The sequence below is a fragment of the Pseudomonas sp. BR20 genome (assembly GCF_050780135.1).
Taxonomy (GTDB): Bacteria; Pseudomonadota; Gammaproteobacteria; order Pseudomonadales; family Pseudomonadaceae; genus Aquipseudomonas.
In genome coordinates, this window is the sequence record NZ_CP172012.1 from 2,741,443 (window position 1) to 2,765,835 (window position 24,393).

The following is a 24,393-nucleotide window of genomic DNA, read 5'->3' on the forward strand; positions in this document are numbered from 1 at the left end:
GCGGTAAACACGGTCCACTGCAGGCGCGAGCGTGCTCGCGACTACAGGAGAATAAAATGAACACGCCACAGACCGTTATCGACTTCTGGAAAAGTGCCGGCCCCAAACGCTGGTTCGCCAAGGACGATGCCTTCGACGCCACCTTCCGCGAGACCTTCCACGCCACCCACCTGCAAGCCGCCCGGCGCGAGCTGGAAAGCTGGCTGGATTCAGCCGAAGGCGCCTTGGCCTTGCTGATCCTGCTCGACCAATACCCACGCAATGCCTTTCGCGGCACCGCGCACATGTTCGCCACCGACCCGCTGGCACGCCTGTATGCCCAGCGCATGGTGGACGCCGGGCTCGACCATCAGGTTGAGCCGGCATTGCGCGCGTTCTGTTATTTGCCGTTCGAGCACTCGGAAGACCCAAGGGACCAGCAACGCTCCCTGACCCTCAACCAGCAGCTGGACGCCAACACTTACCGCTGGGCCAAGGAACACGCGCAGATCATCGAGCGCTTCGGGCGTTTCCCCCATCGTAATGCGGTGCTGGCCAGGGTCACCACGGATGAAGAACGCGCCTTTCTGGACAAGGGCGGGTTTGCCGGTTAACCCGCTATTCCGTCCAGGAATGCCCCCATAAAAACAGCGCATTGTCTTTCCCGTCGCACATCTCGTAGCGTAGGGCTTCACCCAAGGAGCCCCGCCATGAACCAGCCCCCGTTACGCCTCTACGTTGATTCGCTCTACACCAGCCCGTACGCGATGTCGGTGTTCGTGACCCTGCGGGAAAAAGGCCTGGCCTTCGACCTGGTCACCCTGGACCTGGATGCCGCGCAAAACCAGACGGCCGATTTTGCCCGGTTGTCCGTGACCCAGCGGGTGCCGACCCTGGTGGAAGGCGATTTTGCCTTGTCGGAATCCTCCGCGATTACCGAATACCTGGACCAGGCCTACCCCGAGACAGCCGTGTACCCGGCCGATCCCAAACAGCGGGCGAGGGCGCGACAGGTACAGGCGTGGCTGCGCAGTGATTTGCTGCCGATTCGTCAGGAGCGCTCGACGATGGTGGTGTTCTACGGGCAGAAGATGCCCCCACTGACCGCCGTGGCTGAAGCGGCGGCTGCCAAGTTGATCAGCGCGGCGCAGGTGCTGCTGGCGGGTAATCCGCCGTACTTGTTCGGTGAGTGGTGCATTGCTGATGTGGACCTGGCGGTGATGCTCAATCGCCTGATCCTCAACGGTGACAGCGTACCCACCGAGCTGGTGGCCTATGCAGAACGCCAGTGGTGCCGGCCGTCTGTGCAGGAATGGGTCAACCTGCGACGTCCTGCGCTGTAGCGTTTGCAGTCATTTGCATGACGCGCCGGTCCAGGTCTTCCCAATCGGCCATGCCCAGCACCCGCGTGGTGTTCAAGCCGCGCAGGTAGCCGCGCAATTGTTGGGCACTGGCATAGGCCTGGTCTGGGTCGGCGCCCGGATTCTGCAGCACGTATTCATAGTCGGCCAGGTAATCGGCGACTCGCTCGCGAAACTCCGGCAAGACAGCTTCGCGAATACGGTCGAAGGTTTTCTGGTGGGGCTTCATGGCGGCTCCTTATAAATTTTATCGCGACACTATCGCTTCAGATAATAGTCACCATCACGCATTGCAAGTTCTGTTTTTGCAGGGAAAGCGCAAAATTGCTTCATCGAAACGCTGTTCAAGGAAATGCGTGATGAGGACGATTATTCAGCTTGGTTTAATGATTCTGATGCTCGGCACCGTGCTGGTGAATAATGCGGCCATCGCCGGTGAACTGCATACAGGCCATTTGCTACCTATCGTCGGTAGCGTAGACTCCCTGCAGCATGCGCAATCGGTGGGCGTGTTGTTAAGCGATAACACCCGCGACAACCTCAGCTACCTTGAACGCTACCACGACATGGCCTTGAATGGCGCCAGGGATGCCCTTGACGGACGTATCCGCGAGGCGTTCGTCAACAGCTCCGACCCGGAACTGGCTATTGATTGGTTGATGAACTCGCTCCAGGGAACCTTTTTGTCGGTGACGGTCTACGACAATCTGGATGCCCTGGTGCAGGCTCGCCCCGACGTGGTGGTGATGCTCGATACCCATAACCAACTGCTGACCCCGCGCAACGATCAGGTCGAGGCGCGCTTTATCGCGCGGTTCTATGACGCGGACCTGCAATACATCGCCAAGGCCGAAGGCTCGATGCACAGGCAGGTGCCCTCGGTGTGGGTGCACGACAAGGCCGCACCGGAAATTGCCGCGCGGATCGAGCAGCAGCGGGATGTGCAGCTCGATGCGTTGAAGCAGTTCGATGCCTCGCTCAAGGCGCTGGTTCGCGCGGGTTGATGTGAACCTTTATTTTTAGACTCAGGATTTTTTCATGCGCTCTTTTTTCGTACCGGTCACTGCCTCGTTGCTGGCCGGTTGTGTTTCTGCTCCTAACAACCCGACCCTGATCCTGCAAACCAGCAAGAGCCCCGAAGCCTATGTGCAATGCGTGCTCCCCAAGCTGGAAAAACACGGGATCACCTCGACCGTGACGCAGAACTCGCGCCACGCCAGGGTGGTGTTGACCAGCAAGATTGCTGCCGATGACGTGCTGGAGGTCTACAAGGCCGGGGACGGTGGCAAGGTGTTTTTGTATGAGCGCAAACCGCTGGCGTCGACCATCACGCCGTCGCGGCTTGAACAGGTTGCGCAGGACTGCAGATAACCAATGTGGGAGGGGGCAAGCCCCCTCCCACATTTGGATCTGCATAAGGCCTAAGGTCTGGCTTCGTTGCTGAAGTTGTTGACGGTTTTGACCAGCCCTTGAGCTGCCAATGCCACCAACTCCCCACCTTTCTCCACCGTCGCCAGCGCCGGGTCCGAGCCCATGCGCCCGTCGGGGAAGCGTGCGCGGAAGTCCAGGGCTTCACGGATCGGCCCGGTGTTGGCGATTTGCGGGGAGTAGTCGGCCGACTTGATTGCGTCCGGGTACGCCCACTGCGTCACTGCGATCTCCGAAGGCGTCGCATGGCTACCATGCCCCACCGGGAATTGGCGGTGCGCCAGGTCAGTGACGCCTTCCAGATCCCACCAGTTCACCAGCTTCAGCGCAAACCCGGCAGGGCGACGGCCGAAGCTCGCCTCGGCGTACAGCTCGGAAAACGCCGCTTCAATCGTGGCGATATTGCCGCCGTGGCCGTTCAGGAACAGGATCTTGTCGAAACCATGCCCGGCCAGCGAGCGCACCCAGTCGCCAATCGCAGCGATAAAGGTGGAAGGGCGCAGGGAAATGGTGCCGGGGAAGCCCAGGTGGTGCTGGGCCATGCCGATATTGAAGGTCGGGCCGATGAGGATGTCGGCGTGCTTTTGCGCCTCATGGGCGATGATTTCCGGGCACATCCAGTCGGTGCCCAGCAGGCCGGTGGGGCCGTGTTGTTCGTTGGAGCCGATGGGGATCACCACCGTGCGGCTGCGTTCCAGGAACTGCCCGATCTCGATCCAGGTCGATTGATGTAGAAGCATGCGAAGCTCTCTTTTATCTGTGGGGACAGGCTAACCGCCACGGATTGTACGACTACTCGCCACCTGTTGGGGTTTGCAATTGAGGTACGTCGAGGACTTCAACCAGCGTTGGTCGGGGTACCACGAAAACATGAACTGCCCGTCCTTGAGCTTATCCACCACCTGGCGCGCCACCTGTGGACGCACGGCCGGGCAACCCTGGCTGCGGCCGATGCGGCCTTCGCGCTTGCTCCACAAGGGGCTGACGTAGTCGGCGGCATGGATCACGATGGCGCGGTCGCGGGCCTGGTCGTTGAATCCCGGTTCCAGGCCGTCCATGCGCAGCGAATAGCCATGGGTGCCCAGGTAGCTTTCCTGGGTGCGGAACAGGCCCAGGCTGGATTGGTGGCTGCCTTCGAGGTTGGAGAACTGGGTGGCGAAGTTTTCCCCGGATTTGGCACCGTGGGCCACCAGATCGCGCAGCACCAGGGTTTTCTTGCGCAGGTCGAAGATCCACAGCCGACGGGCGGTCGAAGGCTGGGAGTAGTCAATCACGGCCAGGCGCTCGGAGCGTTCTTCGCCATTATTGACCGCGCATTGCACGGCGTTCAGGGCGCTTTTCAATACAGCGGGATTGAGTTCTGGAGCCGACCGCGCCAGGCTGCTATACAAGGAAGGAGGGTTGCCATTGGCGGCGAGCGCAGAATTGCTCAGTAAAGCCAGGCCCACGGTGGCCAAACCGAGGCGGCACATAAAAGTCAGCATCTACAGTACATCTCCCCCGCTGTGGATTGGAGCAAAGCCATTGTTCAAAAAACACGCATGTTACTTGAGCATTTGCTTGCTCGTTGCACCATTGGTCGCGACAGCCGATGCGCTGCCGGTGCAGCCGTTGCCCGTTACGACCCCCGCGCCGCTGGACCTGGCTCCGGTGCAACAGGCCCTGGCGCAGTTGCCCAGTGTCTGTCCCGGCCTGGCATCGCAGATCGATGCGCCGGCCCTTGCGCGCCTGCAAGCGTTCTATCAGCAACAAGGCGATGCACCGTTGTGGGCGGATGAGACGCGCCGCCAAGCGCTCCAGACTCAGTTGCTGATGCTCGCCGACGACGGCCTGGACCCCACCCACTATAGTCTGCCTGCGGCGGATGCCACGGCCAACGTGTTGTGCAGCGACATCGGCAGCAGCCAGCACTACCTGCAAGCCCTGCACGATCTGCACTACGGACGCCTGCAGCAATCGCGCTTCGAACCGCTGTGGCATTCGCAGCCGCCCACCCGTGACCCCAACACCGAAGTGCTGGCCCTCGCTGCCGTCGGCCTGCAGGACATGGTGCAAGCCTTCGACCAGGCACGCCCCAGCGCCGATCTTTACCGCAGCCTGCGCAACGCCTATTCCATGGTGCGTCTGCAACCCTTGCCCCATTGGGACCCGGTCGGCAGCGGCCCGTTATTGCGTCCCGGCATGGAAGACCCGCGCGTCCCGGAACTGGCCCGTCGGCTCCACAGCGGTGGCTACCTGCCTGTCGAACCCAAGGGCGCGGGCAAACAATACGGTCCGGAACTGGTCACGGCGGTGAAAGCCTTCCAGCTCAGCCACTCCTTGCAATCGGACGGTGTGATCGGTGCCGGCACGGTGGCCGAACTCAATATCAGCCCGGCTATGCGCCGTGAACAACTGCGCATCAACCTCGAGCGTTTCCGCTGGCTGGCCCAGGACCTGGAGCCCGAAGGCGTGCTGGTCAACGTCGCCGCCGCGCAACTGAGCGTGTACCAGAGCGGCATCCCCGTGTGGCAAACCCGCCTGCAAGTGGGTCGCGCCGAACGCCAGACGCCGCTGCTCAAGTCTCGCATCACCCGGCTGACCCTCAACCCCACCTGGACCATCCCGCCCACCATCATGCGTGAGGACAAACTCCCGGCCATCCGGCTCAACCCCGAATACCTGCGCCAGCAAAACCTGCAAGTGCTCGACGCCGAAGGCAACCCGCTGGCGCCGGAAAATATCGACTGGGCGCGCCCCGGCAATATCCTGCTGCGCCAGGAAGCCGGCCCGCGCAACCCGCTGGGCAAGATCGTGATGCGCTTCCCCAACCCGTACTCGGTGTACCTGCACGACACCCCGAGCCAACCGCTGTTCACCAAAGGCCCACGGGCGTTCAGCTCCGGTTGCGTCAGGGTTGAACAACCGTTGCTGCTGCGCGACCTGCTGGTCAGCCCGGCCGAACGCGCGCGCACCGATGAACTGCTGGCCACCGGCGTGACCCATGAATTCAGGCTGGCCACCCCGGTGCCGGTGCTGTTGGGTTACTGGACGGTGCAGGTCGATGGCCAGGGTGACCTGGTGTATGCGCCGGATATTTATGGGCGCGACCTGGTGTTGATGAAGGCGATGGGGAGTGTCCTCTAGGGCATTGCCGTGTGGGCGACGATTAACGCGACGGCCTCGGTGGCTGTCACGGATGCCGTGTCCAGGGTCAACACGGGTGGGTCCCAGCGCTCGTACTCGTGCGCCGACACCGACTGCCAAGTCGGCGGCGTCAACCCAGGAATGTCGCCGGTACGGGTTTCCACCCGGCGCTGGTGTTCCTGCGAGTCTGTGCACACCACCTGAATATTGATCAGCGCCACCTCTGCCGTCGCGGCCATTGCTGTCCAGGCTGCCCGACTTTCCTGCACCGGGTTCACGCAATCGGCGACGACCCTATGGCCCAACTGCAAGTTACTCAGCGCCAGCGCATTCGCCACGCCGTAACCGCTGGCGCCGACATCACCCGCCAATACGCCCGCGTCGCGAATCGCCTGCTCGATCACATCGATGCGCAGATAAACCGCACCGGTCTGGCGCGCCAACTCGCGGGCAATCGTGGTTTTGCCGGTGCCGGGCAGGCCGCTGAAGACGATAAGCATGCTTGACTCTCGATAAGGTTGGGTCGGTTCAGGGTATCCTCCAGTTCCCCACCGGTCGACCCCAGGACAGTCCATGACCTTGCCGTTCACAAAGATGCACGCCCATGGCGACGACTTCATCATCATCGACCGCCGTGGCCTGGACGACCCTGTCACCCCCGAGGTCGCCCGCCGCCTGGGCAATCGCCACACCGGCATTGGCTTCAATCAACTGGCCGTGGTGCTCGACTGCGAAGACGCCGCCGCGCGCGTCAAATTCTGGAACCCCAACGGCACGCCGCTGCAAACCTGTGGCAGCGCCACGCGTGGAGTGGCCGACCGCTTGATGCAGGAAACCCGCAGCGATTCGGTTGTGCTGCGCACTGACCGTGGCCTGCTGACCTGTGTGCGCGAGGCGGGGCGGCGGGTGTCGGTGGACATGGGCGCGCCGTCGCTGGACTGGTCGGCCGTGCCGCTGGCCGAGGCCATGGATACGTGTACGTTACCGCTGGCGGGCAACCCGGCGGCGTGCAGCATGGGCAACCCTCATTGCACGTTTTTTGTGGCCGACATCGACGCTATCGACCCGGCCGCCGTGGGCCCGGCGCTGGAAATTCACCCGCTGTTCCCGGCCAGGACCAATGTGCATTTCGTGCAGGTCCTCGACCGTGGGCATATCCGCCTGCGCATCTGGGAGCGTGGCGGCGGCGTGCCGCTGGGTTCCGGTTCGTGTTGTTGCGGCGCGGTGGTCAATGGTATCCGCCGTGGCTTGCTGGATGCCACGGTGCAGGTGGAGTGCGACGGCGGTACGGTTATCGTGCGCTGGGACGGACAGGGCGGTGTGGTGCTGACGGGCAGCGTGGAGCCGATCATGCAGGGCAGTGCCTACCTGTTCTGAAACGTCACCGTGAAGGTGGTGCCGGCCGTGGCACAGGAACTCACCGCGACATCGCCGCCATGCACCTTGGCCAACTCCCGCACGATATACAGGCCCAGGCCCACGCTGCGCACGTCGCTGCCTTGGTCGGTGCCACGGGTCATGGGCTCGAACAGCCCGGCCAGCAAACCTGCCGGAATCGCCGTGCCGTGGTTGTGCACCGCCACTTCGCAAGCGCCGTCGGCCAGGCGCGAGGTGATGGTGATCGGCCGTTGCGGGTCACCATAGGCCACGCTGTTGGCCACCAGGTTGCCGATGATCTGCTGCACGCGATCGGCATCCAGGCAGGCGTCGCCACTGCCTTGTGCTTGATGCGCCAGCGTTGCCTTGGGGAACGCCACACGCAGTTCGTCCACCGCGCGATGGATCACCTCATGCAGGTCCAGCGGCGCCGCCTTGATGGTGATGCCCTGGCCGACCCGTGCCTGGGTAAAGTCCAGCAGGTCGGCGATCATGCGTTGCGCGCGCTCGGAGGACTGGCCGATATGCCTCAGCAGTTGGCGCTCTTTGGGCGTGCGTTCGCCACGGCTGAGAAAGTCCGACGCCATGCGAATCGCCGTGAGCGGGTTTTTCAGGTCATGGCTGACAATCGCCACCATCTGCTCGGCAAACAGGGCGCGACGCTGGGCGATGGCGTAGGCCTCGTTCAGTTCGGCCTGGGCTTGTTGCAGCGCGACTTCGGTGGCGGTTTTTTCCTGCAACAGCGCTTCGGCCAGGTTGCGTGCGTTGAGCAACTCGCGCTCGTATTTGTCGCGGTCGGTGGTGCCGAACAGCGCCAGGTCGTACACCACGACGCCGGCCTGCTCACGTTTGTTACCGTTGAGCAGCACGGTCAGCTTGTGCCCATCGCGGTGCAGCAGGTCCAGCTTTACCTCGGTGACGCTGCCGTGCATGCGCAGCATCGGCGCCAGGTGGGTCTGGTGGAAGATCTTCCCGCCCATGCTCAGTAGGTCCTGGAAGCGCCGGCCTTGCAGCTCGGCGAGGCTGAACCCCAGCCAGTCGCTGAAGCGCGCGTTGGCCTGCTGGATCGTGCCATCTTCCGTGGTGACGGCCAGGGCGCAGGCGGCGCTGTTGAACAGATCAGCCGGCACGCGCTGCCATCCACGGTACCAGGAAGGCATCCATGGCCGCCGCGCAGGCCTGCGGCGCGCTCATGTGCGGGCAATGGCCGACGTTGTCCACCAGGCAATAGGTGCTGTTGGGCAGTACGCTGTGCAGGTATTCACCCACGGCCACCGGGGCGATCAGGTCGTCACTCGATTGCAGGATCAGCACCGGGGTGGGCAGGCCGATCACGTCCTGGCGGTTGTCCGACATAAAGGTCACTCGCGCGAACTGCTTGGCGATGTCCGGCTCGGTGCGGCAGAAACTCTCGGTCAACTCGTCGCTCAGCGCCGGTTGGCCGGGGGCACCCATGATCACCGGGGCCATGGCGCTGGACCAGCCGAGGTAGTTGCTGTCGAGGGTGTCGAGCAGGTCGTCGATGTCGGCGCGTTTGAAACCGCCCACGTAGCCGTCGGCATCGATATAGCGAGGCGAGGGGCCGATCATCACGTGGGCGGCGACACGGCCGGGGGCCAGGCGGTCGGCGAGGGTGCCGATCATCGCACTGACCGAGTGCCCCACCAGAATCACCGGGCCCTCGGCAAAGGTGTCGATGATCTCGTTCAAGTCGCGGGCATAGCCGTCCAGCGTGCTGTACTTGGCCTTGTCAAAGGCGTTGAGGTCGGAGAGACCGGCGCCCACAAGGTCATACAGCACCACGCGAAAACGCTCTTTGAACTGCGGCGCGAGGTAGTTCCACATGGCCTGGTTGCAGCCAAAACCATGGGAAAACACCAGGGTTGAGTGCCCGTCACCCATCACGTTGACGTTGTTGCGCTGGAGTAGGCCCATGGGGATCTCGAAATTATGGCGTATTGCTAGGTGTGCTGCAGTTTAGATAGTCGATGGCTTTGGGTCACGCCTTATAGCGCTGATAGGGTAAAGTCGGCGCCTTCAGGAAGAAACTTCAGGTAACAAACATGATGCGATGGGTGCGGCAATCCGTCTTGAGTCTGCTGGTATTGATGTCCGCCGGCCTGTTTATCGCGGCCCAGGCCGAGACGTCGCCCATCGGCGTAGCCCTCGACCAGCGGGTGATCGACCTCACCAACACCCTCGACGCCGACACCACCACCCGTCTGAAAGACCAACTCGCCGCCCTCGAACAGCGCAAAGGCGCGCAGGTTGGCGTGTTGCTGGTGCCCACCACCGGTGGCGCGAGCATCGAGGACTACGCCAACCAACTGTTCCGCGCCTGGAAACTGGGGCGCAAGGACATCAACGACGGCATCCTGCTGGTGGTGGCCAAGGACGACCGCAAAGTGCGCATCGAGGTGGGCTATGGCCTGGAAGGCACGGTGACCGACCTGCTGGCCCATCGGATTATCGAAGAGCACATCACCCCGGCGTTTCGCCAGGGCGACTATGCCGGCGGTGTCGAGCAGGGCGTGAACGACCTGGTTGTCCTGGTGGATGGCGGTGACTTGCCGCACGTGGCCGGGCAGGGCGGCAGTCTTGAGGCGCTTGCGGTATTGCTGGCGTTCGTGTGCGGTGCCGTCGGCGGCGTGCTGGTCGCGGCGCGCAAGCTGGGCTGGCGGGGGGCGCTGATCGCCACGGCAGCCGTTACCGTGGCGCTGGTGGCATTCGCCGGCGGCCGGGAATGGCCGATGTACCTGCTGGTACTGCCCCTGACCCTCCTGATCGGTGGCGCCACCTTCGGCGCCTTGTGGCTGGCGCGCACGGCGTTCTACTGCGTGATAGGGCTGTTGGCCTATATCGTCGGGGTGGTGATCGCCAACCGGTTCGTGGAGGTCAGTTATATCCATTGGCTGGTGTGGCCGTTTGGCGCGGCGTTGGTGCTGGGCTTGTACCTCGGGTTGTTCTTCGTCATCAGGGCATCCTGGAAAAAGAGCCCGCGCTTTTTCCTCCTGCGTGCGCTGGCCGTCATGGCCATCTACGTCGCTGCGGGGACACTGTTGGGGCACGGGTATCAGGGCTGGATCGTGGCGATTCCAGTGGCCTCCTTTGTGGCGTTTATCGTGTTTGTGCAGAGCATTGCCAGTTCCGGCTCGGGCTCCGGTTCGGGCGGTGGCTCCGGTTCGGGTTCCAGTGGCTCCAGCTCCAGCAGCAGTTCCTCGGGGGGCGGTGGCTCCAGTGGCGGTGGCGGGGCGTCGGGGAGTTGGTAATCGGAGCTTGTTCTGCGTGACGCCAGGCTGCAAGCGGCTGTCTGGCAAAGCCCGGAACGTTACAGCCGCTTGGACAGAAACACGCGACTGCTGCCTGCCGGTTCACAAGGGACCTCCCCGAACCGCACCCATCCATGCTTTTCATAAAACCCCGGGGCCTGAAAACTGAGGGTGTAGAGCACCGCGTTCGCGCAGCCGCGCCGCCGGGCTTCGTGCTCAAAGGCGTGCAGCAACCGGCTGCCCAGGCCTGTGCCGCGCAGGGTTTCGGGCAGGTGGAACAGGTCGAGAAAGGCCATGCCCAAGGTGGTTTTGCCGGTGATGCCACCGACGATCTGCCGGGTGTCGGGGTCTTTGATCAATACCGTCAGTGGCAGGCGGTCGTTGTAGCCGGCAATACCTTCGTTGAACGCCGCGAGGCCGTTGCCGAGAATGCGTTCGGCGTCGGGGTTGGGTTGGTCGCTGATTTCTATAAGCGCTGCGGTCATCGCGAAACCCTCCGTTGGTTAAAGCGTCATCAGCATTTCATGCCAGGCCATGCCGCCATGATCCGAGGGTGAAGGGCGCACATAGGTGTAGCCCATGCGGGTGTACAACGGCACATGCTGTTCCTTGCACATCAGGTGAATCGTGCGCTTGCCCATCGCGCGCATGCGCTGCACGAACTCGGTCATCAGCACCTTGGAATACCCCTTGCCCTGATGCGCAGGGTCGACCACCACCGACATGATCACCACATTCGGCGCCTCGGCCGAATGCCCCACCAGTTCCTTGAACGCCTCGTCCGACATCACCACTTCATGGGCGCAGCCGCCGTTGATAAAACCCACCACCTCGCCCTCGGCCTCCAGGATCAAAAAGCCTTGCGGGTATAGCGCAATGCGGGTGGCGATCTTTTCCAGGGTCGCGGCTTCGTCGCCCTCGTAGGCGGTGATTTCAATCGCGTAGCAACGGGCGGCGTCGGCGGGGAGGGCGTTGCGTAAGGTGAGGGCGGGCATGGGCGTTTCCTGGGGCGTTGAGCGAAAGGCCACATCATAACGGCCTCGCTGGGACTCTGCGTTGAACACAGAACAAAATGTGGGAGGGGGCTTGCCCCCGATGGCGGCGTGTCAGTCAACCCATTTATAACTGACCCACCGCTATCGGGGGCAAGCCCCCTCCCACAGTTTTGTCCGCGCCAGGCTTGGTGGTGGGTACTGTTTCCGATGCATGTTGGTCAGGGCCATCGAGGTCAAGAGGCAGTGTGGAGCCCGCCAAAGCGGGCTTCCTCACCGCTCAAGTCACATCAACTCACCGCAGGCGAATCAAACCCTCGCCGCTCGATCACCGTAAACACATCCGCCACATCCTGGACCATGATCCGGGCGGTATTGGCGACGGTGTTGATGTCGTGCTCGGCATAGTCGGACACGTTGGAACAGGCCATCAGGTGCAGATAGGCGAGGGCGGCGTTGAGACGCTCACTGGCGCAGGCATGCAGCTCGCTGAGTGGGGCGTCGCTGTCGATCAGCAGCACGGGGTAGTCGGTTGCGGTTTGGGACATGGGGGTGAAGCGGCGGGGCGGGTGTTGAGTTGTCATGGTGTAAATCCTCATGAAAGAAGAATTACCACCTGCTCTGCTGCGAAACAGATTGGGTGGCAGCTGTGCGCGGGTTCGCAGACCGGACGATTTACACCAAAACCCGGCAGACCCGAAGGTCTCCCACGCACAGCCGCCATAAAACATTCGGCAGCCGGGAGCCGGCTGGGGTATGTCTGACGGTGTCGGTGTGAATCGTTTTAGGGCTGCGAAACCCTGTCGCTGACCAAAGCCGGCGACGGGGCGAACTATAAAGTGCCGCCAGCCGAGGTGCAACCGACTGGCAGAACGACTACATCGGCCTAAGGGCTTGATAAGATTAAACTGCCAAAGCGGGAGCAAGCTCCCTCACCTCCGTTATTCATTCACCCGGGAGGGCAATGAAAACCCATGAAGGAAGGCCCCCATGCTGGAAATAAAACGCGCCACCCCCACCGACGCCAACGCCGCTTTTGACATCCGCCGCGCAGCCATCCGCAGCCAATGCATCGGCGCCTACACCGCCGAACACATGGCGCTCTGGACCCGTGGCAAGGCCGAGGACGGCTACAGCGCGCTGATGGAAAAACCGTTCTACCTGGGCTGGCTGAACGGTGAGCCGATCGCCACCGGCATGCTTGACCCGGCCAACCACGAAGTCGGCGCGCTGTTCGTGTTGCCCGCATTCACCGGACGCGGATATGGCAAGGCGATGCTGGATCACCTTGAGCAGGTCGCACGGGAACTGGCGATTGAAGAAGTGGTGCTGGACGCGACGTTGAATGCCGCGAGTTTTTATCGCGCGTGTGGCTACGTGGGGGATGAGCAGGCGATTTACCACTCGCCGTCGGGGTTGCAGTTGGCGTGCATTCCGATGAAAAAGCAGATTGGTTGAAACGGTGTACTGGCCAAAAAGCGCTATTTGCTTGTTACGCAATAATCTGCTCCGCCCGTCACCCTCAAAGTCTGGTCAATAACCGGCGATGTTATAGTCCCGGCGCTTTTTTACCTTTTGATCGCGCCGGGAGGCCCCAGGAGACTCCGCATGAACCTCTACACTGCAGGCTACGAAGGACTGTCTATCGACGCATTCATCGCGCGACTCAAGCAGGCTGGGATCGACAAGGTGCTGGATGTGCGTGAATACCCGCTGTCGCGAAAAAAAGGCTTCTCCAAAAATGCCTTTGCCCAATGCCTGGCTGCGGAGGGGATCGCCTATGAGCACATCCGGCCGCTCGGCTGCCCGAAGCCCATACGCAAGCAATTCAAGGAAGACGGTAATTGGGCCACCTATGCGCGTGAGTTCAGGGCTTATATCCGCACCCAAGGCACGGTGTTGAGCGAGCTGCTTTGCAGTGCGGCTGAACAGCGGGTCTGCATGGTCTGCTATGAGGCGGACGCAAGTTTTTGCCATCGCAGTTTGATTGCCGAAGCCGCGCAGGAAGTGGAGCCGTCGCTGGAAGCTCAGCATCTGTCGGTCAAAACAACGCTATTTGTTGATCGTCTTCGTTCTGTCGCTTAGGCGGATAGATCAAGCTTACGATCAGCCACTGTTTGGGAAAACGATGGATCGTGCCCATCAACAGCATGAGGTCTTTGTCGGGTAGATCGGTTTCCAGCTTGTGCCGAAAGGGGGCCTCCCAACCTTTTGCGCCGTGTTTGCGATACACGTTTCTGAAGAGTTGACTGGCTTCCCAGTCGACAATTTTGTGGATATGGGTTTTCAGTTCACCGTCGACCAAACACTCATAAACGTAATGAAAGTCGAAGGGCACTTTCTCCAGGCGCTTGATGCTGGCGTGTTCCTGCTCTTTAAACAGGCTGGGTTGGCGTTGCATCGATTGCAGCTTGTCAATTTCCTCTGGGGTCCATTCTGTAGAGGCTGATTTCTGGATGCGTAATGCTGCGATGCGTGCCGGCCTGATCAGGCCTAGCGTGACGTTATGCTCAATCCTGGCCTTTTCCAGTGCGTCAAAATTTTCATAAACCATCAGTCTGTCCAGCAATACTCGTCTTTCGTACCAATCGCCTGCGGGCAGGGTCCTGCCCACACAAATACTGTCCACGCCGATCTTATGGCTTTCTGGTCTGCGGTCCGCCGGGCTGCGTTCTATAGAGGCTTCGATCCATTGCCACTTGGCAAACTGCTGATCACTGGTCACCAAGCGAAACGGTACGGGATACAACCGTATGAGATTGCCGTCCTCATCCATCCCCGCAACGCAGGATGTTTCGGCATATTTTGCGCTCGGGGAAGGGTAGGTTTTGCACAGGATCAAGATTCGAACTTTGCGTTTCATGGGGGCCATATCCAGAAGTCTTTTCTGAACTGTATCCAGACATCGGAAAGCTGCCAGACAGACTTGTAACGGCGCATGCACACATGACAAAGCACTTCGATTCCTGATGCTACACCGCCACCCGTGCCGATAAGTCAGCTCCCGCCGGGGATCTCCATCAGTGACGCAAATGCGCGCGCAAGCTCCCGATCACCTGCTCAATCGACGGCCCTTTGATCACCGGCGGCGTCAGGCTTTCACCCAACTCCCGCCACACAAACAGCGTCAGTTCCGCGCCATCGGTGAGCGTTTTTGCCAGGTCCTGAGAACCCAAATCCTGCAACCGCCGATAACGCTCATCCCGCCAGAATGCTTCCTCCACCCAGTCATACACCGGGATGAAATGAAAGTGCAGCGGGAACCCCGGCATATGCCCATAGCGGCTGATATACAACCACCTGGGCTTGAGTTGCGCTTCCATGGCTCGCTGGGTTTTTGCCAGCAGTCCACCCAATTCGGCCAACGCTGCCTCCGGCATATCGGCGAGGGAATCAATCGGCGCCTTGGCGCCCAGCATCAGGTAACCCGGCAGCTTCGACGCCAGGTGATGGTTGAGCAGCCAGTGCTCGGTCTCAAACAGGATGTAGGCGGGGTCGATCTGCATCAGCACGCGTCCTTGGGAGCAGGGTGGGCAGGATAACAAGCACGCTCGCCTGTATCCCACAAAACCACGGGATCTGTGTCTATCGCGCACGTTGTCGGGTGGATAGCCTCAGGCCACGTTAACTGACGACCGAGCAAACCATGGAACTCACCGCTGTCCCGTTTGGCATCACCGACTGGTCCACCGTCGAACCCGAGCCTCACCCCGGCGTTACCGGCAGTGCCTCATGGCGCACCTGCCACTTCGGCACCACCCGCGTGCGCAGGGTCGATTACAGCCCCGGCTACCTGGCCGATCACTGGTGCAAGCGCGGGCATGTGCTGCTGTGCCTGGAAGGCGAGTTGCACACAGAGTTGGAAGACGGCCGCCAGTTCACGCTGACGGCCGGGATGAGCTACCAGGTAGGCAATGACATGGAGGGGCATCGTTCATCCACTGCCACGGGGGCCAAGCTGTTTATTGTGGATTAAACCTGCAAACCCCTCGAAAACATGGGGACTTTCTCTATCGCAGTGGCAATCTAATGGCTACACTCTGCGCCGGGGCCTGCCCCTGCTGGCGCCTAACGCAGCGTAAGTCGTTTAAATCGTACGCTGCCTAAGGGCCAACCCATGATCGACCGTTTCATGCTCTTGCTGGTGCCCGCCTCATTGGCGGTGTGCACCTCCTTCGCAGTGGCCGCTGATAGCGAGCCGCTGTCGCCACGCTTTGACATCACCCGCTTTGAAGTGCGCGGCAATACCCTGCTGCCGGCCAGTGCGCTGGCGCAAACGGTGGCGCCGTTCGAGGGGGCCCAACGCGACTTCAGCGATGTGGCCAAGGCCCAGGAGGCGCTCGAAGACACCTTCCATCGGCTCGGCTATCCCCTAGTGCGCGTCGACTTGCCCGAGCAGGAATTGAATGGCGGCGTGGTGATACTGGATGTGGTGCAGGTACGGATTGGCCAGGTGACGGTCGCCGGCAACCGGCATTTCAGCACCGCCAACGTGCGCCAGTCGCTGCCGGCGCTGCAGGAAGGCATCTCGCCTGACCTGGCGGCGGTGTCCAAGAGCCTCAAGTTGGCCAACGAGAACCCGGCCAAGCAGACCGTGATGAAGCTCAAGAGCAGCGCCGCCAGCGATACGGTGGACGCCGACCTGCAGGTGAGCGATGAGTCACCGTGGAACGCGGCCCTCAACCTGGATAACAGCGGCTCGAAGGAAACCGGGCGGACCTACATCGGCGCCGTGCTGCAAAACGCCAATATGTTCGGCCGCGACCAGGTGATGAGCCTGCAATACACCACCACGGTGGAGAAGCCCGAGCGGGTCAGTGTCTACGGCCTGGGCTACCACCTGCCGCTGTATGCGCTGGGCGACTCCCTGGACTTGTTCACCAGCTACTCGGACGTCGACAGCGGCACCGTGACGGCCGGCATCTTCGACCTGGCCGTGAGCGGCCGTGGCACGATCTTCGGCACGCGCTACAACCACAACCTGGCGACGGTGGGCAATTACCAATCCAAGCTGGTCTATGGCGTCGACTACAAGGCCTATAAAAGCAGCCTGGAACTGTTCGATGTGCAACTGGGCAACGACATTACCGTGCACCCCATCAGCCTGGGGTATCAGGGCACCTGGGTGCGGGTGGATGGCGACGCGAACATCGGCCTGTCGCTGTTGCACAACATTCCAGGCGGGTCCAAGGGGCAGCAGCGCGATTTCGACCTGGCGCGCGCCCATGCGCGGGATGACTACACAGCGTTGCGGTTCGCGACGAGCATCACGCAGATCCTGCCGGCCGCCTGGCAGTTGCGCGCGGCGTTGAACGGCCAGTACACCAAGGATGCCCTGGTGCCCGGCGAGCAGTTTGGCGCCGGCGGGGCGGCGTCGGTGCGCGGCTTCCGTGAACGCGAGGTGAGCAACGACTCGGGTGTGGTCGGCAACCTCGAAGCCTACACGCCGCCGCTGTGCCTGGGCGGCAGCTGGCAGTGCCGTGCCCTGGCGTTCTATGACGCCGGTTACCTGACCCGTAACAACGCACTGCCCGGCGAGTTCGAGCACATCAGCCTGAGCAGCACCGGCTTGGGCGTGCGCCTGATCTACCGGCGCAACCTCAATCTGCAAATGGATTACGGCCATGCCTTGCACGCCGAAGCCAGTGAAACCCAGCGCGGCGATGATCGCCTGCATGTCCGTCTCAGCCTGGCCTTTTGAGGGTGCCATGACATTCAAACTTACCTTGATGGCGCTCTCCCTGGTGATGGCAACCAGCGCGGCGGCGGCCCCGGTCAACCCGGTGATCGTCAACGGCCAGGTGACATTCACCCAGGATGGCAACACCCTGAGCGTCACCAACAGCCCCAATGCAATCATCAACTGGTCGAGCTTTTCCATCGCCCAGGGCGAGCTGGTGCGTTTTCTGCAACAGAGCAGCAACAGCAGCGTGCTCAACCGCATCACCGGCCAGGACCCCAGCGTGATCCTCGGCACCTTGCAGTCCAACGGGCGGGTGTTCCTGATCAACCCCAACGGCATCGTGTTTGGTGCCGGTGCGCAGATCAATGTCGGCGGCCTGGTGGCGTCGAGCCTGGCGATTTCCAACGCGGACTTCCTCTCGGGCAACCGACGTTTCTCCGCTGACGGGCCGGCTGGCCAGGTCAGCAACCAGGGCGCGATTACCACGCCGTCGGGGGGCCAGGTGTACCTGATCGCTCCGGACGTGAACAACACCGGCATCATCACCACGCCCCAGGGCGAAACGGTGCTGGCGGCGGGGCACTCGGTGCAGTTGGTGGACTCCACTAATCCGGGCATGCACGTGGTGGTGTCGGCGGAACAGGACCAGGCGCTGAACCTGGGCACCGTGATCGCCCAGGGCGGCAACATTGGTATCTACGGCGCGCTGGTCAACCAGCGCGGCACGCTGAACGCCAACAGTGCCGTGGTCGGCGCCAACGGCAAGGTGGTGCTCAAGTCCAGCCGCACCACCTTGCTCGAAGCCGGTAGCAGCACCACCGCCACGGGCGTTGATTGCGGCGGCGACATCCAGGTGCTGGGCGAGCAGGTCGGCGTAATGGGCAATGCGCGCATCGATGCCAGCGGCCAACGCGGCGGTGGCCGGGTGCTGATTGGCGGTGACTACCAGGGCAAGAACCCGGCCGTCCTGAATGCCAAACAAAGTTATGTGAGCCAGGAGGCGCGAATTTCCGCCGACGCCCTGGCCAGTGGCGACGGCGGCAAGATCATCGTGTGGGGCACTGACACCGCGCGCGTCTACGGCACGCTGTCGGCCCGCGGCGGGGCGGCCTCGGGCAAGGGCGGCCTGGTCGAGACGTCCGGGCATTTCCTCGATGTGGCGGGTGCACGGGTCGACACGCGCGCGGCCAACGGCACAGCGGGCTTCTGGCAGTTGGACCCGGCGAATATCCTAGTCACCTCGTTCCTGTCCGGCCCTTCGGCGTCCCTGGGGGACGTGGCGGCCTTCGCCAATGCGCCGGGCACAGACAGTGAAATCGATGCCGACCTGCTGTCCAACGCGACCTCCAATGTGTTGTTGCAAGCCACCCACGACATCACGTTCTACACAGGCGTCAACAACACCAACACTGGTGTCGGCCTTACGGCCCAGGCGGGCAACGACATCCATGTCAATTCGCTGATCCAGTTCAGTGGGGATATCACCCTGGCCGCCAACCATGACGGTGCGGGCACGGCCAGCGGCAGAGGGAGGGTGTTTACCGAGGGGCAGCCAACTGCTGGCGGTCGCTTGACGATCACTGACGTCGACCGGCCGCCGGTCGAGAATCCGGTGCCTGTCGCAGTGCCGCCCCGCTCAGATATGTGTACGTTGGCGCCGAACTCAGCGTTGTGCCAGGTGCTGTCGCCGCCGACGGCGAGTGAGCCGAACAAGCCGGTGCAAACAGCAATGAATCAGTTAATTAAGACCGTGAACGTGTCGTTCTCCTCAGTCATGGACACTACCTCCTCCGGTATTTCCGGTGGAAAAAAGCCGGGCATTTCAACACCGGCTAAAACGCAGGAAGACAAGATAGAACTCTCCACTGACCAGGGCACTACACATGAACCTGTTAAAAAGCAGTACTGCAATTAACGCATTGCTGTTGCTGACACTGCTGAGTGCAGCGACCTGGGTTCAGGCCGCCCCCGTGGCCGGTACCGTGATTCATCTGAGCGGGCCGTTGTTCGTCAAGAAACTCGACGGCAGCATGCGCGTGCTGGGCGAGCAGTCGCTGGTGGAAGTCGGCGATACCTTGTCGACCCAGGGTAAGGGCTACGCGCAAGTGCGCCTGGGCGACGACAGCCTGTTGACCTTGCAACCGGGGACCGTGCTCAGCGTGGACGCGTTTGCCTACGACGTGAATACGCCTGGCGCTGATGCCGCAATGTTCACCCTGAAACAGGGCGGGTTGCGCTCCGATGGCGGGTTGCTGGGCGAGCGCAGCCAGGATCGCTCGACGTTGATCACGCCCGGCGGCCGGATCGGCCTGCAATCGGCCAGCGTGGTGGTGTTTTACCAGCCGGCGGCAGTCGTGGCTACGCGTGCTTCGTCCCGGCTGAACAGCCTGGCGGCGGGGTTGGCGTCATCGGCCGGGCAGGCTGATACCTCTTACACGGCCTTTGTCGCTGCGGTTTCGGCGCGCTATGTCTATCGCCTGGCCAATGTCCTGGCTTCGGCGGAGTCATGGGCGGCGCAAGGCAGGGCTTCGCTTGCGGTGACGTTTGTGCCCGCTCCGTCCAGTCTGCCCTCGCTGCCAATGCAGGTGCCAGGTTTATACGTGCAGGTTCTCGACGGGCAGATCTACTTAACTAACAGGGGCGGCACGCTGGATGTCAAAGCCGGCCAGTTCGGATTCACGCCGAGCTTCACCACACCTCCTGTGGCGGTGCCGAAGAACCCCGGCATTTCGTTCGTCCCACCGACCGTATTCAACCAATCTTTTGGGCCGCCGGGCTCTCCGGCCAGCGCCAGCCGAGCGGGTACCGTTGATTGCGAGGTGCGCTGAGCCCATCAATGCATCTTGCTATGGTCCATGCCATCCAGCCCACGCGCCTTGGCCTGGACCTCAACGGTCTGCTTCTCGCCCTTGGCGTCCTGCACCGTCAGGGTCAGCGGCACCTGGTCGCCTTCCTTGATCTGCCCGGTCAGGCCCATCAGCATTACGTGGTAACCGTCCGGGTCAAGCTTGACCGCCTTGCCCGCCGGCAGGGCCACCGAGTCCACCGGGCCCATGCGCATCACGTCGTCCTTCATGCTCATTTCATGGATCTGCACGTCCTTGGCCACCGGCGAGGCCACGCTGAGCAGCTTGCTGTCGCTGTCGGCGGTCACGGTCATGAACGCGCCGCTGGACGGCTGGCCCGGCACCGAGGCGCGCACCCAGGCGTCGGTCACTTGCACCTGGGCACTGGCGTGGGCGGCGAGGCCCAGCAGGGTCAGGCCAAAGGTGAAGCGCTTGAGGTGTTGAACGGCAGTCATTAGCAGACCTCCATGACGGTGAGCAGGTCTTCTGCGCACTCTTTAGCGGTAAGGGATGCCTGCAAACCCAGGCGCAGGTTGCCACGGGTGTCGAAGACAAAACTGGTGGCCGTGTGGGACAGGGTGTAGGTGTCGCCGGCGGGGATCTTTTCATAAAAGATCCCGAACTCCTTGGCGGCCACGGCGATTTCTTCCGGGGTGCCGTACAGCGCTTCAAAGCTGGGGTCGAAGGCCTTGACGTACTTGTCGAGAATCTCCGGCGTGTCGCGTTCCGGGTCCAGGGTGATAAAGATCACCTGCATGATCTCGCCGTCACGGCCCATCAGCTTCTTGGCCTGGGCGGCGCGGGCCAGCGTGGTCGGGCACACGGCCGGGCACTGGGTGAAACCGAAGAACACCACCGGCATCAGGCCACGGTAGGAACTGAGCGTGACAGTGTCGCCTTCGGTGTTCTTGAGCTTGAAGGTGCGGCCCATGATCTTGTCGCTCAAGTCCTTGCCGTACTTGAAGTTCAATCTGGGGCTGTTGTCACAACCGGCCAGCAGGCCCAGACCCAACAGGCCCATGCCGGTCAGGACCTTGCGGCGGGTGAATAACGTACTCATCAATGGTGCATCCTGTGAAACGCCCGCATTGCGCGAAATCAACTCGGCAGGCTTTGAATAGGAGTAAACGAGGAGGGCGCCAAGTCTACCAACCCTGGCCAGCCCGCGTAATCTGCGACGTTCTGCCACAGGGGCACACCGAATTTCATCCTTTTGCGGCGCTGGTGGTAGAGTCGCCGCCATGAAATCGAGCCACCTCGACCGTTCCCTGATCGTCTGGACCCTGTACTTCTGCGTGCTGATGAACCTGTTCGTGTGCGGTTTGGGCCATGGCCAGATGATGGGCCAGCAGCTCAATGGGATCGGTGGCGCGTTCTGCGCGGTGGATGGCCAACAGGCACCACTTTCCGACAAAGGGCTGGGCGCGCCGTCTTCCAGTAACATCTCGAACTACTTTGCCTGCCCGGTGTGCAACGCCGTGACCGTCGCGCTGGTGTTCCTGATCGGCCTGGCCTGGTTGCTGGGCCTGGGGCAAACCCCACGCCCGGCCCAAGAGCGGCGCAACAAGGCGCCGCCGCGTTATTCCTGGCCCTCGGCCAACCCCCGCGCATCCCCCGCATTCTGACGTGTGCCTTGGGCCTCCTGTGACCAGGGGGCGTTCTATCGTCACGACTGTGAGTGCGCTTTATGAACCATCACTTGCCTGCAGGCGCCAGCCGCCTGGTCAGCCAGGCGTCCCGCCGCCCGCGCGTGGAACCGGCACGCCCGGACTACCCCAGCAATGCCCGCTGCTTTGTGCACCTGGATGCACGCCTGTTGCCGTATTGGCACACCGTGTTCGACATCTGCCCGACGCTGCTCAAGCTCGACCCGCCCGAGGGTCTGAACCTGTTTCGCAGCTTCATGACCTGGGCCTATCGCAACCAGCCGGCCCAGGACTGGACCTGGCACCTGAACGTGTGCCGTTGGCTGCTGGCGTCGCCGTATCGCGGGCGGATTGATGAAGAACCCATCGAAACCTTCATGGCCGCCGCGGCGGCGCGTTGGATCAGTACGGATGACAGCCAGGCCCAGGGGGTGGTCCTGGCCTGGCAAGGCTTGACGGTGTTCGATTGGAAGGGCGCGCGCATTCTCGCCGCCGAACAACAGGCACTCCCTGCCACGGAATGGGATTTTGCCTGGTGTCCGCTCGCCTCCCCAGGGGTATTCCAGGGCTGGTTGCCGGTGCCTTGAGCGCTGCACAGTGGAACGGGATTGTTACGTAAACCGCAAAAGTGATTGACGGTTTTAGCGGCTGTTTCCCCAAGGCCCAAGGCTATACCGTGCGCGCACCCGTTGAATGCAGCACCACCCGACCGACAAACAACAGGGTTGGGCTGTAACGGGGTCGCCTCAATCACTTCACGGAGCCTTCATGAAACACACCACGTGCCTGGCGCTCGCCGTCTCCCTCGGCGCCGCGCAGCAGGCGGCTGCATCGGGTTTTATCGATGACAGCAAAGCCACCCTCGACCTGCGCAATTTCTATTACAACCAGGACACCCGTAACACCAGGGCACCGTCGGACAAGGAGTGGGGCCAGGCCTTCATGTTCAACTACCAGTCCGGTTTCACCGATGGCCTGGTGGGCTTCGGCCTGGACCTGCAAGCGCTGTATGGCCTGCGCCTGGACGCCTCGGGGCGCGCCGGCAAGGCCGGTGAAGACAACACCCCCGGCAGCGTCTTCCCGTTGTCCGATGGCAAGGCTGCCAATGACTTCAGCAAGACCGGCGCCACCGGCAAGGTGCGCATCTCACAAACCCAGCTCAAGGTCGGCACCTTGGTGCCGAAGATGCCGGTGCTGATGTCCGAAGACGGCCGCTTGTTGCCGCAGACGTTCCGTGGCTATCAGGTCGACTCCAAGGACCTTAAGGACTTCAACCTGATCGCCGGCAAAATGGAGCAGGTGCTCGACCGTAACTCCAGCAACGGCCAGGGCATGTCGATCGCCGGTGCCAACGACCCGGCCAAGGGCACGTTCAGCAATCAGTTCTACTACGGCGGGGTGGATTACGCCGTCAGCAAGCAACTGCAAGTGCAGTACTACTACGCGACCCTGGAGAATTTCTACCAACAACATTTTGTCGGCCTGGTGCACAACTGGCAGTTGCCGGTGGGGCAGCTCAAGACCGATCTGCGTTACTTCTACAGCACCCCCGACGGCAAGAACGGCAGCGCCGCCGGGCGCGGTGAAGGCTATGTGAGTTCCGGGTATTACGCGCCGGGCGTCAACTCGGGCAAGGTCGACAACCGCCTGTGGAGCGCGATGTTGACCTATGGCGTGTACGGGCATTCCGTGGGCCTGGGGTATCAGAAAACCACCGGCGAAAGTGACTTCCCCCACATCAACCAGGGCCAGGGTCGTTCGCTGTACCTGATCACCAATGCCCAGTCGCTGAAGTTCGTCAACGCCGGCGAACAGGCCACGGTGGGTAACTACACCTATGACTTTACCGGCCTGGGAATGCCGGGCCTGAAGTCGAGCGTGACCTATATCCACGGCAGCAACATCCGTGCGGCGCGTCGCGACAACAGCGAGTGGGAGCGCGATTTGCGTGTCGACTACGTGATCCCCACGGGTACGTTCAAGGGCCTGGGCCTGACTTGGCGCAGCGCTGTGCTGCGCGGCAATGACACCGCCGACAAGGATGAGACGCGGCTGATCGTCAGCTACAGCCTGCCGTTGCTGTAAGCCAGGCAGGAGCAACGCTTGATCGGCATCAAGGCCGCCCCGTGCGCCAGCCCGCACACTGGACTCCCGACGGCCGGTCCCTCTGCGAGGCTCCCATGCTCTACCTCCTGTTGTTATTGGCCCATCTGTTCGCCGCGTTGATTTTTATCGGCACGGTGTTCTTCGAAGTACTGATCCTGGGGCACCTGCACCAGCATTTGCCGGTTCGGGTGATGGTGCTGGTGGAGCAGGGCGTCGCCCGGCGGGCCCGGGTGCTGATGCCGTGGGTGTTACTGGTGCTGTTCGGCGCCGGGCTTGGCATGGTCTGGCTGCGTTACCTGCCGGCGTTGTCGGCACCGTTGGCGTCCTCGTTCGGCACGTTGCTGGGCCTCAAGTTGATCCTGGCCGCGAGTGTGCTGCTGCACTTTCTGGTCACCATGGCGCGGATGCGCTGGGGCAAGGTCAGTGCGCGCTACAGCCGCTTCATTCACCTGAGCCTGTTCGCGCACATGGTCGCCATTGTGCTGCTGGCCAAGGGCATGTTTTACCTGAGCTGGTAACGACCTTGATGCACATCAAGGTGCCCGGCACGGTCGCACCGGACAATGGACCACCGCCGCCC

The 24,393-nt window shown here is 62.2% G+C and carries 30 protein-coding genes; 17 read left to right on the forward strand and 13 right to left on the reverse strand.

Annotation, left to right across the window (positions count from 1 at the left end):
• Positions 1-56 precede the first annotated feature (56 nt).
• Entirely contained in the window at positions 57-593 is a 537-nt protein-coding gene (locus ACHPFG_RS12645) for a DUF924 family protein (protein ID WP_431702787.1), read from the forward strand.
• 96 nt (positions 594-689) lie between these two features.
• Complete coding sequence (gene yfcF, locus ACHPFG_RS12650; RefSeq protein WP_431702789.1) at positions 690-1,322, forward strand: glutathione transferase; 633 nt, start codon at positions 690-692, stop codon at positions 1,320-1,322.
• Here the strand turns inward: yfcF and ACHPFG_RS12655 are convergent.
• On the reverse strand, positions 1,297-1,569 hold the full coding sequence (locus ACHPFG_RS12655) for a hypothetical protein (protein ID WP_131699907.1): 273 nt from the start codon (positions 1,567-1,569) through the stop codon (positions 1,297-1,299). The genes yfcF and ACHPFG_RS12655 overlap by 26 nt on opposite strands.
• 130 nt (positions 1,570-1,699) lie before the next feature.
• Between ACHPFG_RS12655 and ACHPFG_RS12660 the strand changes: the two genes are divergently transcribed.
• Positions 1,700-2,344, forward strand: coding sequence for an ATPase (locus ACHPFG_RS12660; RefSeq protein WP_431702791.1), 645 nt, complete (start codon positions 1,700-1,702; stop codon positions 2,342-2,344).
• Between the two features lie 34 nt (positions 2,345-2,378).
• Complete coding sequence (locus ACHPFG_RS12665) at positions 2,379-2,711, forward strand: hypothetical protein (RefSeq protein ID WP_431702793.1); 333 nt, start codon at positions 2,379-2,381, stop codon at positions 2,709-2,711.
• A gap of 50 nt (positions 2,712-2,761) precedes the next feature.
• On the opposite strand, the gene ACHPFG_RS12670 is transcribed toward ACHPFG_RS12665, so the two are convergent.
• Both ACHPFG_RS12670 and ACHPFG_RS12675 read right to left on the reverse strand, forming a co-directional pair.
• Positions 2,762-3,508 carry a creatininase family protein gene (locus ACHPFG_RS12670; protein ID WP_131699910.1) on the reverse strand — a complete coding sequence of 249 codons (747 nt, stop codon included), beginning with the start codon at positions 3,506-3,508 and terminating at the stop codon, positions 2,762-2,764.
• Positions 3,509-3,538: 30 nt separating this feature from the next.
• Complete coding sequence (locus tag ACHPFG_RS12675) at positions 3,539-4,252, reverse strand: murein L,D-transpeptidase catalytic domain family protein (RefSeq protein ID WP_131699911.1); 714 nt, start codon at positions 4,250-4,252, stop codon at positions 3,539-3,541.
• Between the two features lie 40 nt (positions 4,253-4,292).
• Here ACHPFG_RS12675 and ACHPFG_RS12680 point away from each other — a divergent pair, with 40 nt between their 5' ends.
• Positions 4,293-5,894: a L,D-transpeptidase family protein gene (locus ACHPFG_RS12680; protein ID WP_431702796.1), complete on the forward strand. Its 1,602-nt coding sequence runs from the start codon at positions 4,293-4,295 to the stop codon at positions 5,892-5,894.
• On the opposite strand, the gene ACHPFG_RS12685 is transcribed toward ACHPFG_RS12680, so the two are convergent.
• Positions 5,891-6,394 carry an AAA family ATPase gene (locus ACHPFG_RS12685; protein WP_431702798.1) on the reverse strand — a complete coding sequence of 168 codons (504 nt, stop codon included), beginning with the start codon at positions 6,392-6,394 and terminating at the stop codon, positions 5,891-5,893. The two genes, ACHPFG_RS12680 and ACHPFG_RS12685, sit on opposite strands and share 4 nt — an antisense overlap.
• Positions 6,395-6,467: 73 nt before the next feature.
• Here ACHPFG_RS12685 and dapF point away from each other — a divergent pair, with 73 nt between their 5' ends.
• The gene (gene dapF, locus ACHPFG_RS12690; protein WP_431702800.1) at positions 6,468-7,271 is read left to right on the forward strand and encodes a diaminopimelate epimerase; all 804 of its coding nucleotides are present in this window, start codon (positions 6,468-6,470) and stop codon (positions 7,269-7,271) included.
• On the opposite strand, the gene ACHPFG_RS12695 is transcribed toward dapF, so the two are convergent.
• Positions 7,259-8,401: an ATP-binding protein gene (locus ACHPFG_RS12695; RefSeq protein WP_431703468.1), complete on the reverse strand. Its 1,143-nt coding sequence runs from the start codon at positions 8,399-8,401 to the stop codon at positions 7,259-7,261. The two genes, dapF and ACHPFG_RS12695, sit on opposite strands and share 13 nt — an antisense overlap.
• The gene (locus ACHPFG_RS12700; protein ID WP_431702802.1) at positions 8,391-9,206 is read right to left on the reverse strand and encodes an alpha/beta fold hydrolase; all 816 of its coding nucleotides are present in this window, start codon (positions 9,204-9,206) and stop codon (positions 8,391-8,393) included. Before ACHPFG_RS12700 ends, ACHPFG_RS12695 begins: the two co-directional genes overlap by 11 nt.
• 128 nt (positions 9,207-9,334) lie before the next feature.
• Here ACHPFG_RS12700 and ACHPFG_RS12705 point away from each other — a divergent pair, with 128 nt between their 5' ends.
• Positions 9,335-10,540, forward strand: a complete 1,206-nt coding sequence (locus ACHPFG_RS12705; RefSeq protein WP_431702804.1) for a TPM domain-containing protein — start codon at positions 9,335-9,337, stop codon at positions 10,538-10,540.
• A 59-nt stretch (positions 10,541-10,599) separates the two neighbouring features.
• Here the strand turns inward: ACHPFG_RS12705 and ACHPFG_RS12710 are convergent, their stop codons facing one another.
• The 3 genes from ACHPFG_RS12710 to ACHPFG_RS12720 form a co-directional block, all read right to left on the reverse strand.
• On the reverse strand, positions 10,600-11,025 hold the full coding sequence (locus tag ACHPFG_RS12710) for a GNAT family N-acetyltransferase (protein ID WP_131699918.1): 426 nt from the start codon (positions 11,023-11,025) through the stop codon (positions 10,600-10,602).
• An 18-nt stretch (positions 11,026-11,043) separates the two neighbouring features.
• Complete coding sequence (locus tag ACHPFG_RS12715; protein ID WP_431702809.1) at positions 11,044-11,535, reverse strand: GNAT family N-acetyltransferase; 492 nt, start codon at positions 11,533-11,535, stop codon at positions 11,044-11,046.
• Positions 11,536-11,822: 287 nt separating this feature from the next.
• Positions 11,823-12,116, reverse strand: coding sequence for a fructose-bisphosphate aldolase (locus ACHPFG_RS12720; RefSeq protein ID WP_131699920.1), 294 nt, complete (start codon positions 12,114-12,116; stop codon positions 11,823-11,825).
• Between the two features lie 406 nt (positions 12,117-12,522).
• On the opposite strand from ACHPFG_RS12720, the gene ACHPFG_RS12725 reads away from it, so the two are divergent.
• Both ACHPFG_RS12725 and ACHPFG_RS12730 read left to right on the forward strand, forming a co-directional pair.
• On the forward strand, positions 12,523-12,990 hold the full coding sequence (locus ACHPFG_RS12725; RefSeq protein ID WP_340053623.1) for a GNAT family N-acetyltransferase: 468 nt from the start codon (positions 12,523-12,525) through the stop codon (positions 12,988-12,990).
• Positions 12,991-13,140: 150 nt separating this feature from the next.
• Positions 13,141-13,617, forward strand: coding sequence for a DUF488 domain-containing protein (locus tag ACHPFG_RS12730; RefSeq protein ID WP_131699922.1), 477 nt, complete (start codon positions 13,141-13,143; stop codon positions 13,615-13,617).
• On the opposite strand, the gene ACHPFG_RS12735 is transcribed toward ACHPFG_RS12730, so the two are convergent.
• On the reverse strand, positions 13,574-14,395 hold the full coding sequence (locus ACHPFG_RS12735; protein WP_431702812.1) for a hypothetical protein: 822 nt from the start codon (positions 14,393-14,395) through the stop codon (positions 13,574-13,576). The two genes, ACHPFG_RS12730 and ACHPFG_RS12735, sit on opposite strands and share 44 nt — an antisense overlap.
• Positions 14,396-14,552: 157 nt before the next feature.
• Positions 14,553-15,038 carry an HIT family protein gene (locus tag ACHPFG_RS12740; RefSeq protein ID WP_431702814.1) on the reverse strand — a complete coding sequence of 162 codons (486 nt, stop codon included), beginning with the start codon at positions 15,036-15,038 and terminating at the stop codon, positions 14,553-14,555.
• Between the two features lie 140 nt (positions 15,039-15,178).
• Between ACHPFG_RS12740 and ACHPFG_RS12745 the strand changes: the two genes are divergently transcribed.
• The 4 genes from ACHPFG_RS12745 (at position 15,179) to ACHPFG_RS12760 (ending at position 20,043) form a co-directional block, all read left to right on the forward strand.
• Positions 15,179-15,508, forward strand: a complete 330-nt coding sequence (locus ACHPFG_RS12745; RefSeq protein ID WP_431702816.1) for a DHCW motif cupin fold protein — start codon at positions 15,179-15,181, stop codon at positions 15,506-15,508.
• Positions 15,509-15,649: 141 nt separating this feature from the next.
• The gene (locus ACHPFG_RS12750) at positions 15,650-17,233 is read left to right on the forward strand and encodes a ShlB/FhaC/HecB family hemolysin secretion/activation protein (protein ID WP_431702818.1); all 1,584 of its coding nucleotides are present in this window, start codon (positions 15,650-15,652) and stop codon (positions 17,231-17,233) included.
• Between the two features lie 7 nt (positions 17,234-17,240).
• A complete protein-coding gene (locus tag ACHPFG_RS12755; RefSeq protein WP_339543238.1) occupies positions 17,241-19,130 on the forward strand; it encodes a filamentous hemagglutinin N-terminal domain-containing protein in 1,890 nt (629 codons plus the stop codon).
• Positions 19,099-20,043, forward strand: a complete 945-nt coding sequence (locus ACHPFG_RS12760) for a hypothetical protein (RefSeq protein ID WP_431702821.1) — start codon at positions 19,099-19,101, stop codon at positions 20,041-20,043. The genes ACHPFG_RS12755 and ACHPFG_RS12760 overlap by 32 nt, the downstream gene beginning before the upstream one ends.
• 5 nt (positions 20,044-20,048) lie before the next feature.
• On the opposite strand, the gene ACHPFG_RS12765 is transcribed toward ACHPFG_RS12760, so the two are convergent.
• The gene (locus tag ACHPFG_RS12765) at positions 20,049-20,516 is read right to left on the reverse strand and encodes a copper chaperone PCu(A)C (protein WP_431702823.1); all 468 of its coding nucleotides are present in this window, start codon (positions 20,514-20,516) and stop codon (positions 20,049-20,051) included.
• Positions 20,516-21,121, reverse strand: a complete 606-nt coding sequence (locus ACHPFG_RS12770) for an SCO family protein (RefSeq protein WP_131699929.1) — start codon at positions 21,119-21,121, stop codon at positions 20,516-20,518. The genes ACHPFG_RS12765 and ACHPFG_RS12770 overlap by 1 nt, the downstream gene beginning before the upstream one ends.
• Positions 21,122-21,302: 181 nt before the next feature.
• Between ACHPFG_RS12770 and ACHPFG_RS12775 the strand changes: the two genes are divergently transcribed.
• From ACHPFG_RS12775 to ACHPFG_RS12790, 4 genes are all read left to right on the forward strand, one after another.
• On the forward strand, positions 21,303-21,686 hold the full coding sequence (locus ACHPFG_RS12775; RefSeq protein WP_431702825.1) for a DUF2946 domain-containing protein: 384 nt from the start codon (positions 21,303-21,305) through the stop codon (positions 21,684-21,686).
• 62 nt (positions 21,687-21,748) lie between these two features.
• Positions 21,749-22,294 carry a putative natural product biosynthesis protein gene (locus tag ACHPFG_RS12780; RefSeq protein ID WP_431702827.1) on the forward strand — a complete coding sequence of 182 codons (546 nt, stop codon included), beginning with the start codon at positions 21,749-21,751 and terminating at the stop codon, positions 22,292-22,294.
• A gap of 181 nt (positions 22,295-22,475) precedes the next feature.
• Positions 22,476-23,792, forward strand: a complete 1,317-nt coding sequence (locus ACHPFG_RS12785; RefSeq protein WP_431702829.1) for an OprD family outer membrane porin — start codon at positions 22,476-22,478, stop codon at positions 23,790-23,792.
• Positions 23,793-23,887: 95 nt separating this feature from the next.
• Positions 23,888-24,331, forward strand: a complete 444-nt coding sequence (locus ACHPFG_RS12790; protein ID WP_431702831.1) for a hypothetical protein — start codon at positions 23,888-23,890, stop codon at positions 24,329-24,331.
• Positions 24,332-24,393 lie beyond the last annotated feature (62 nt).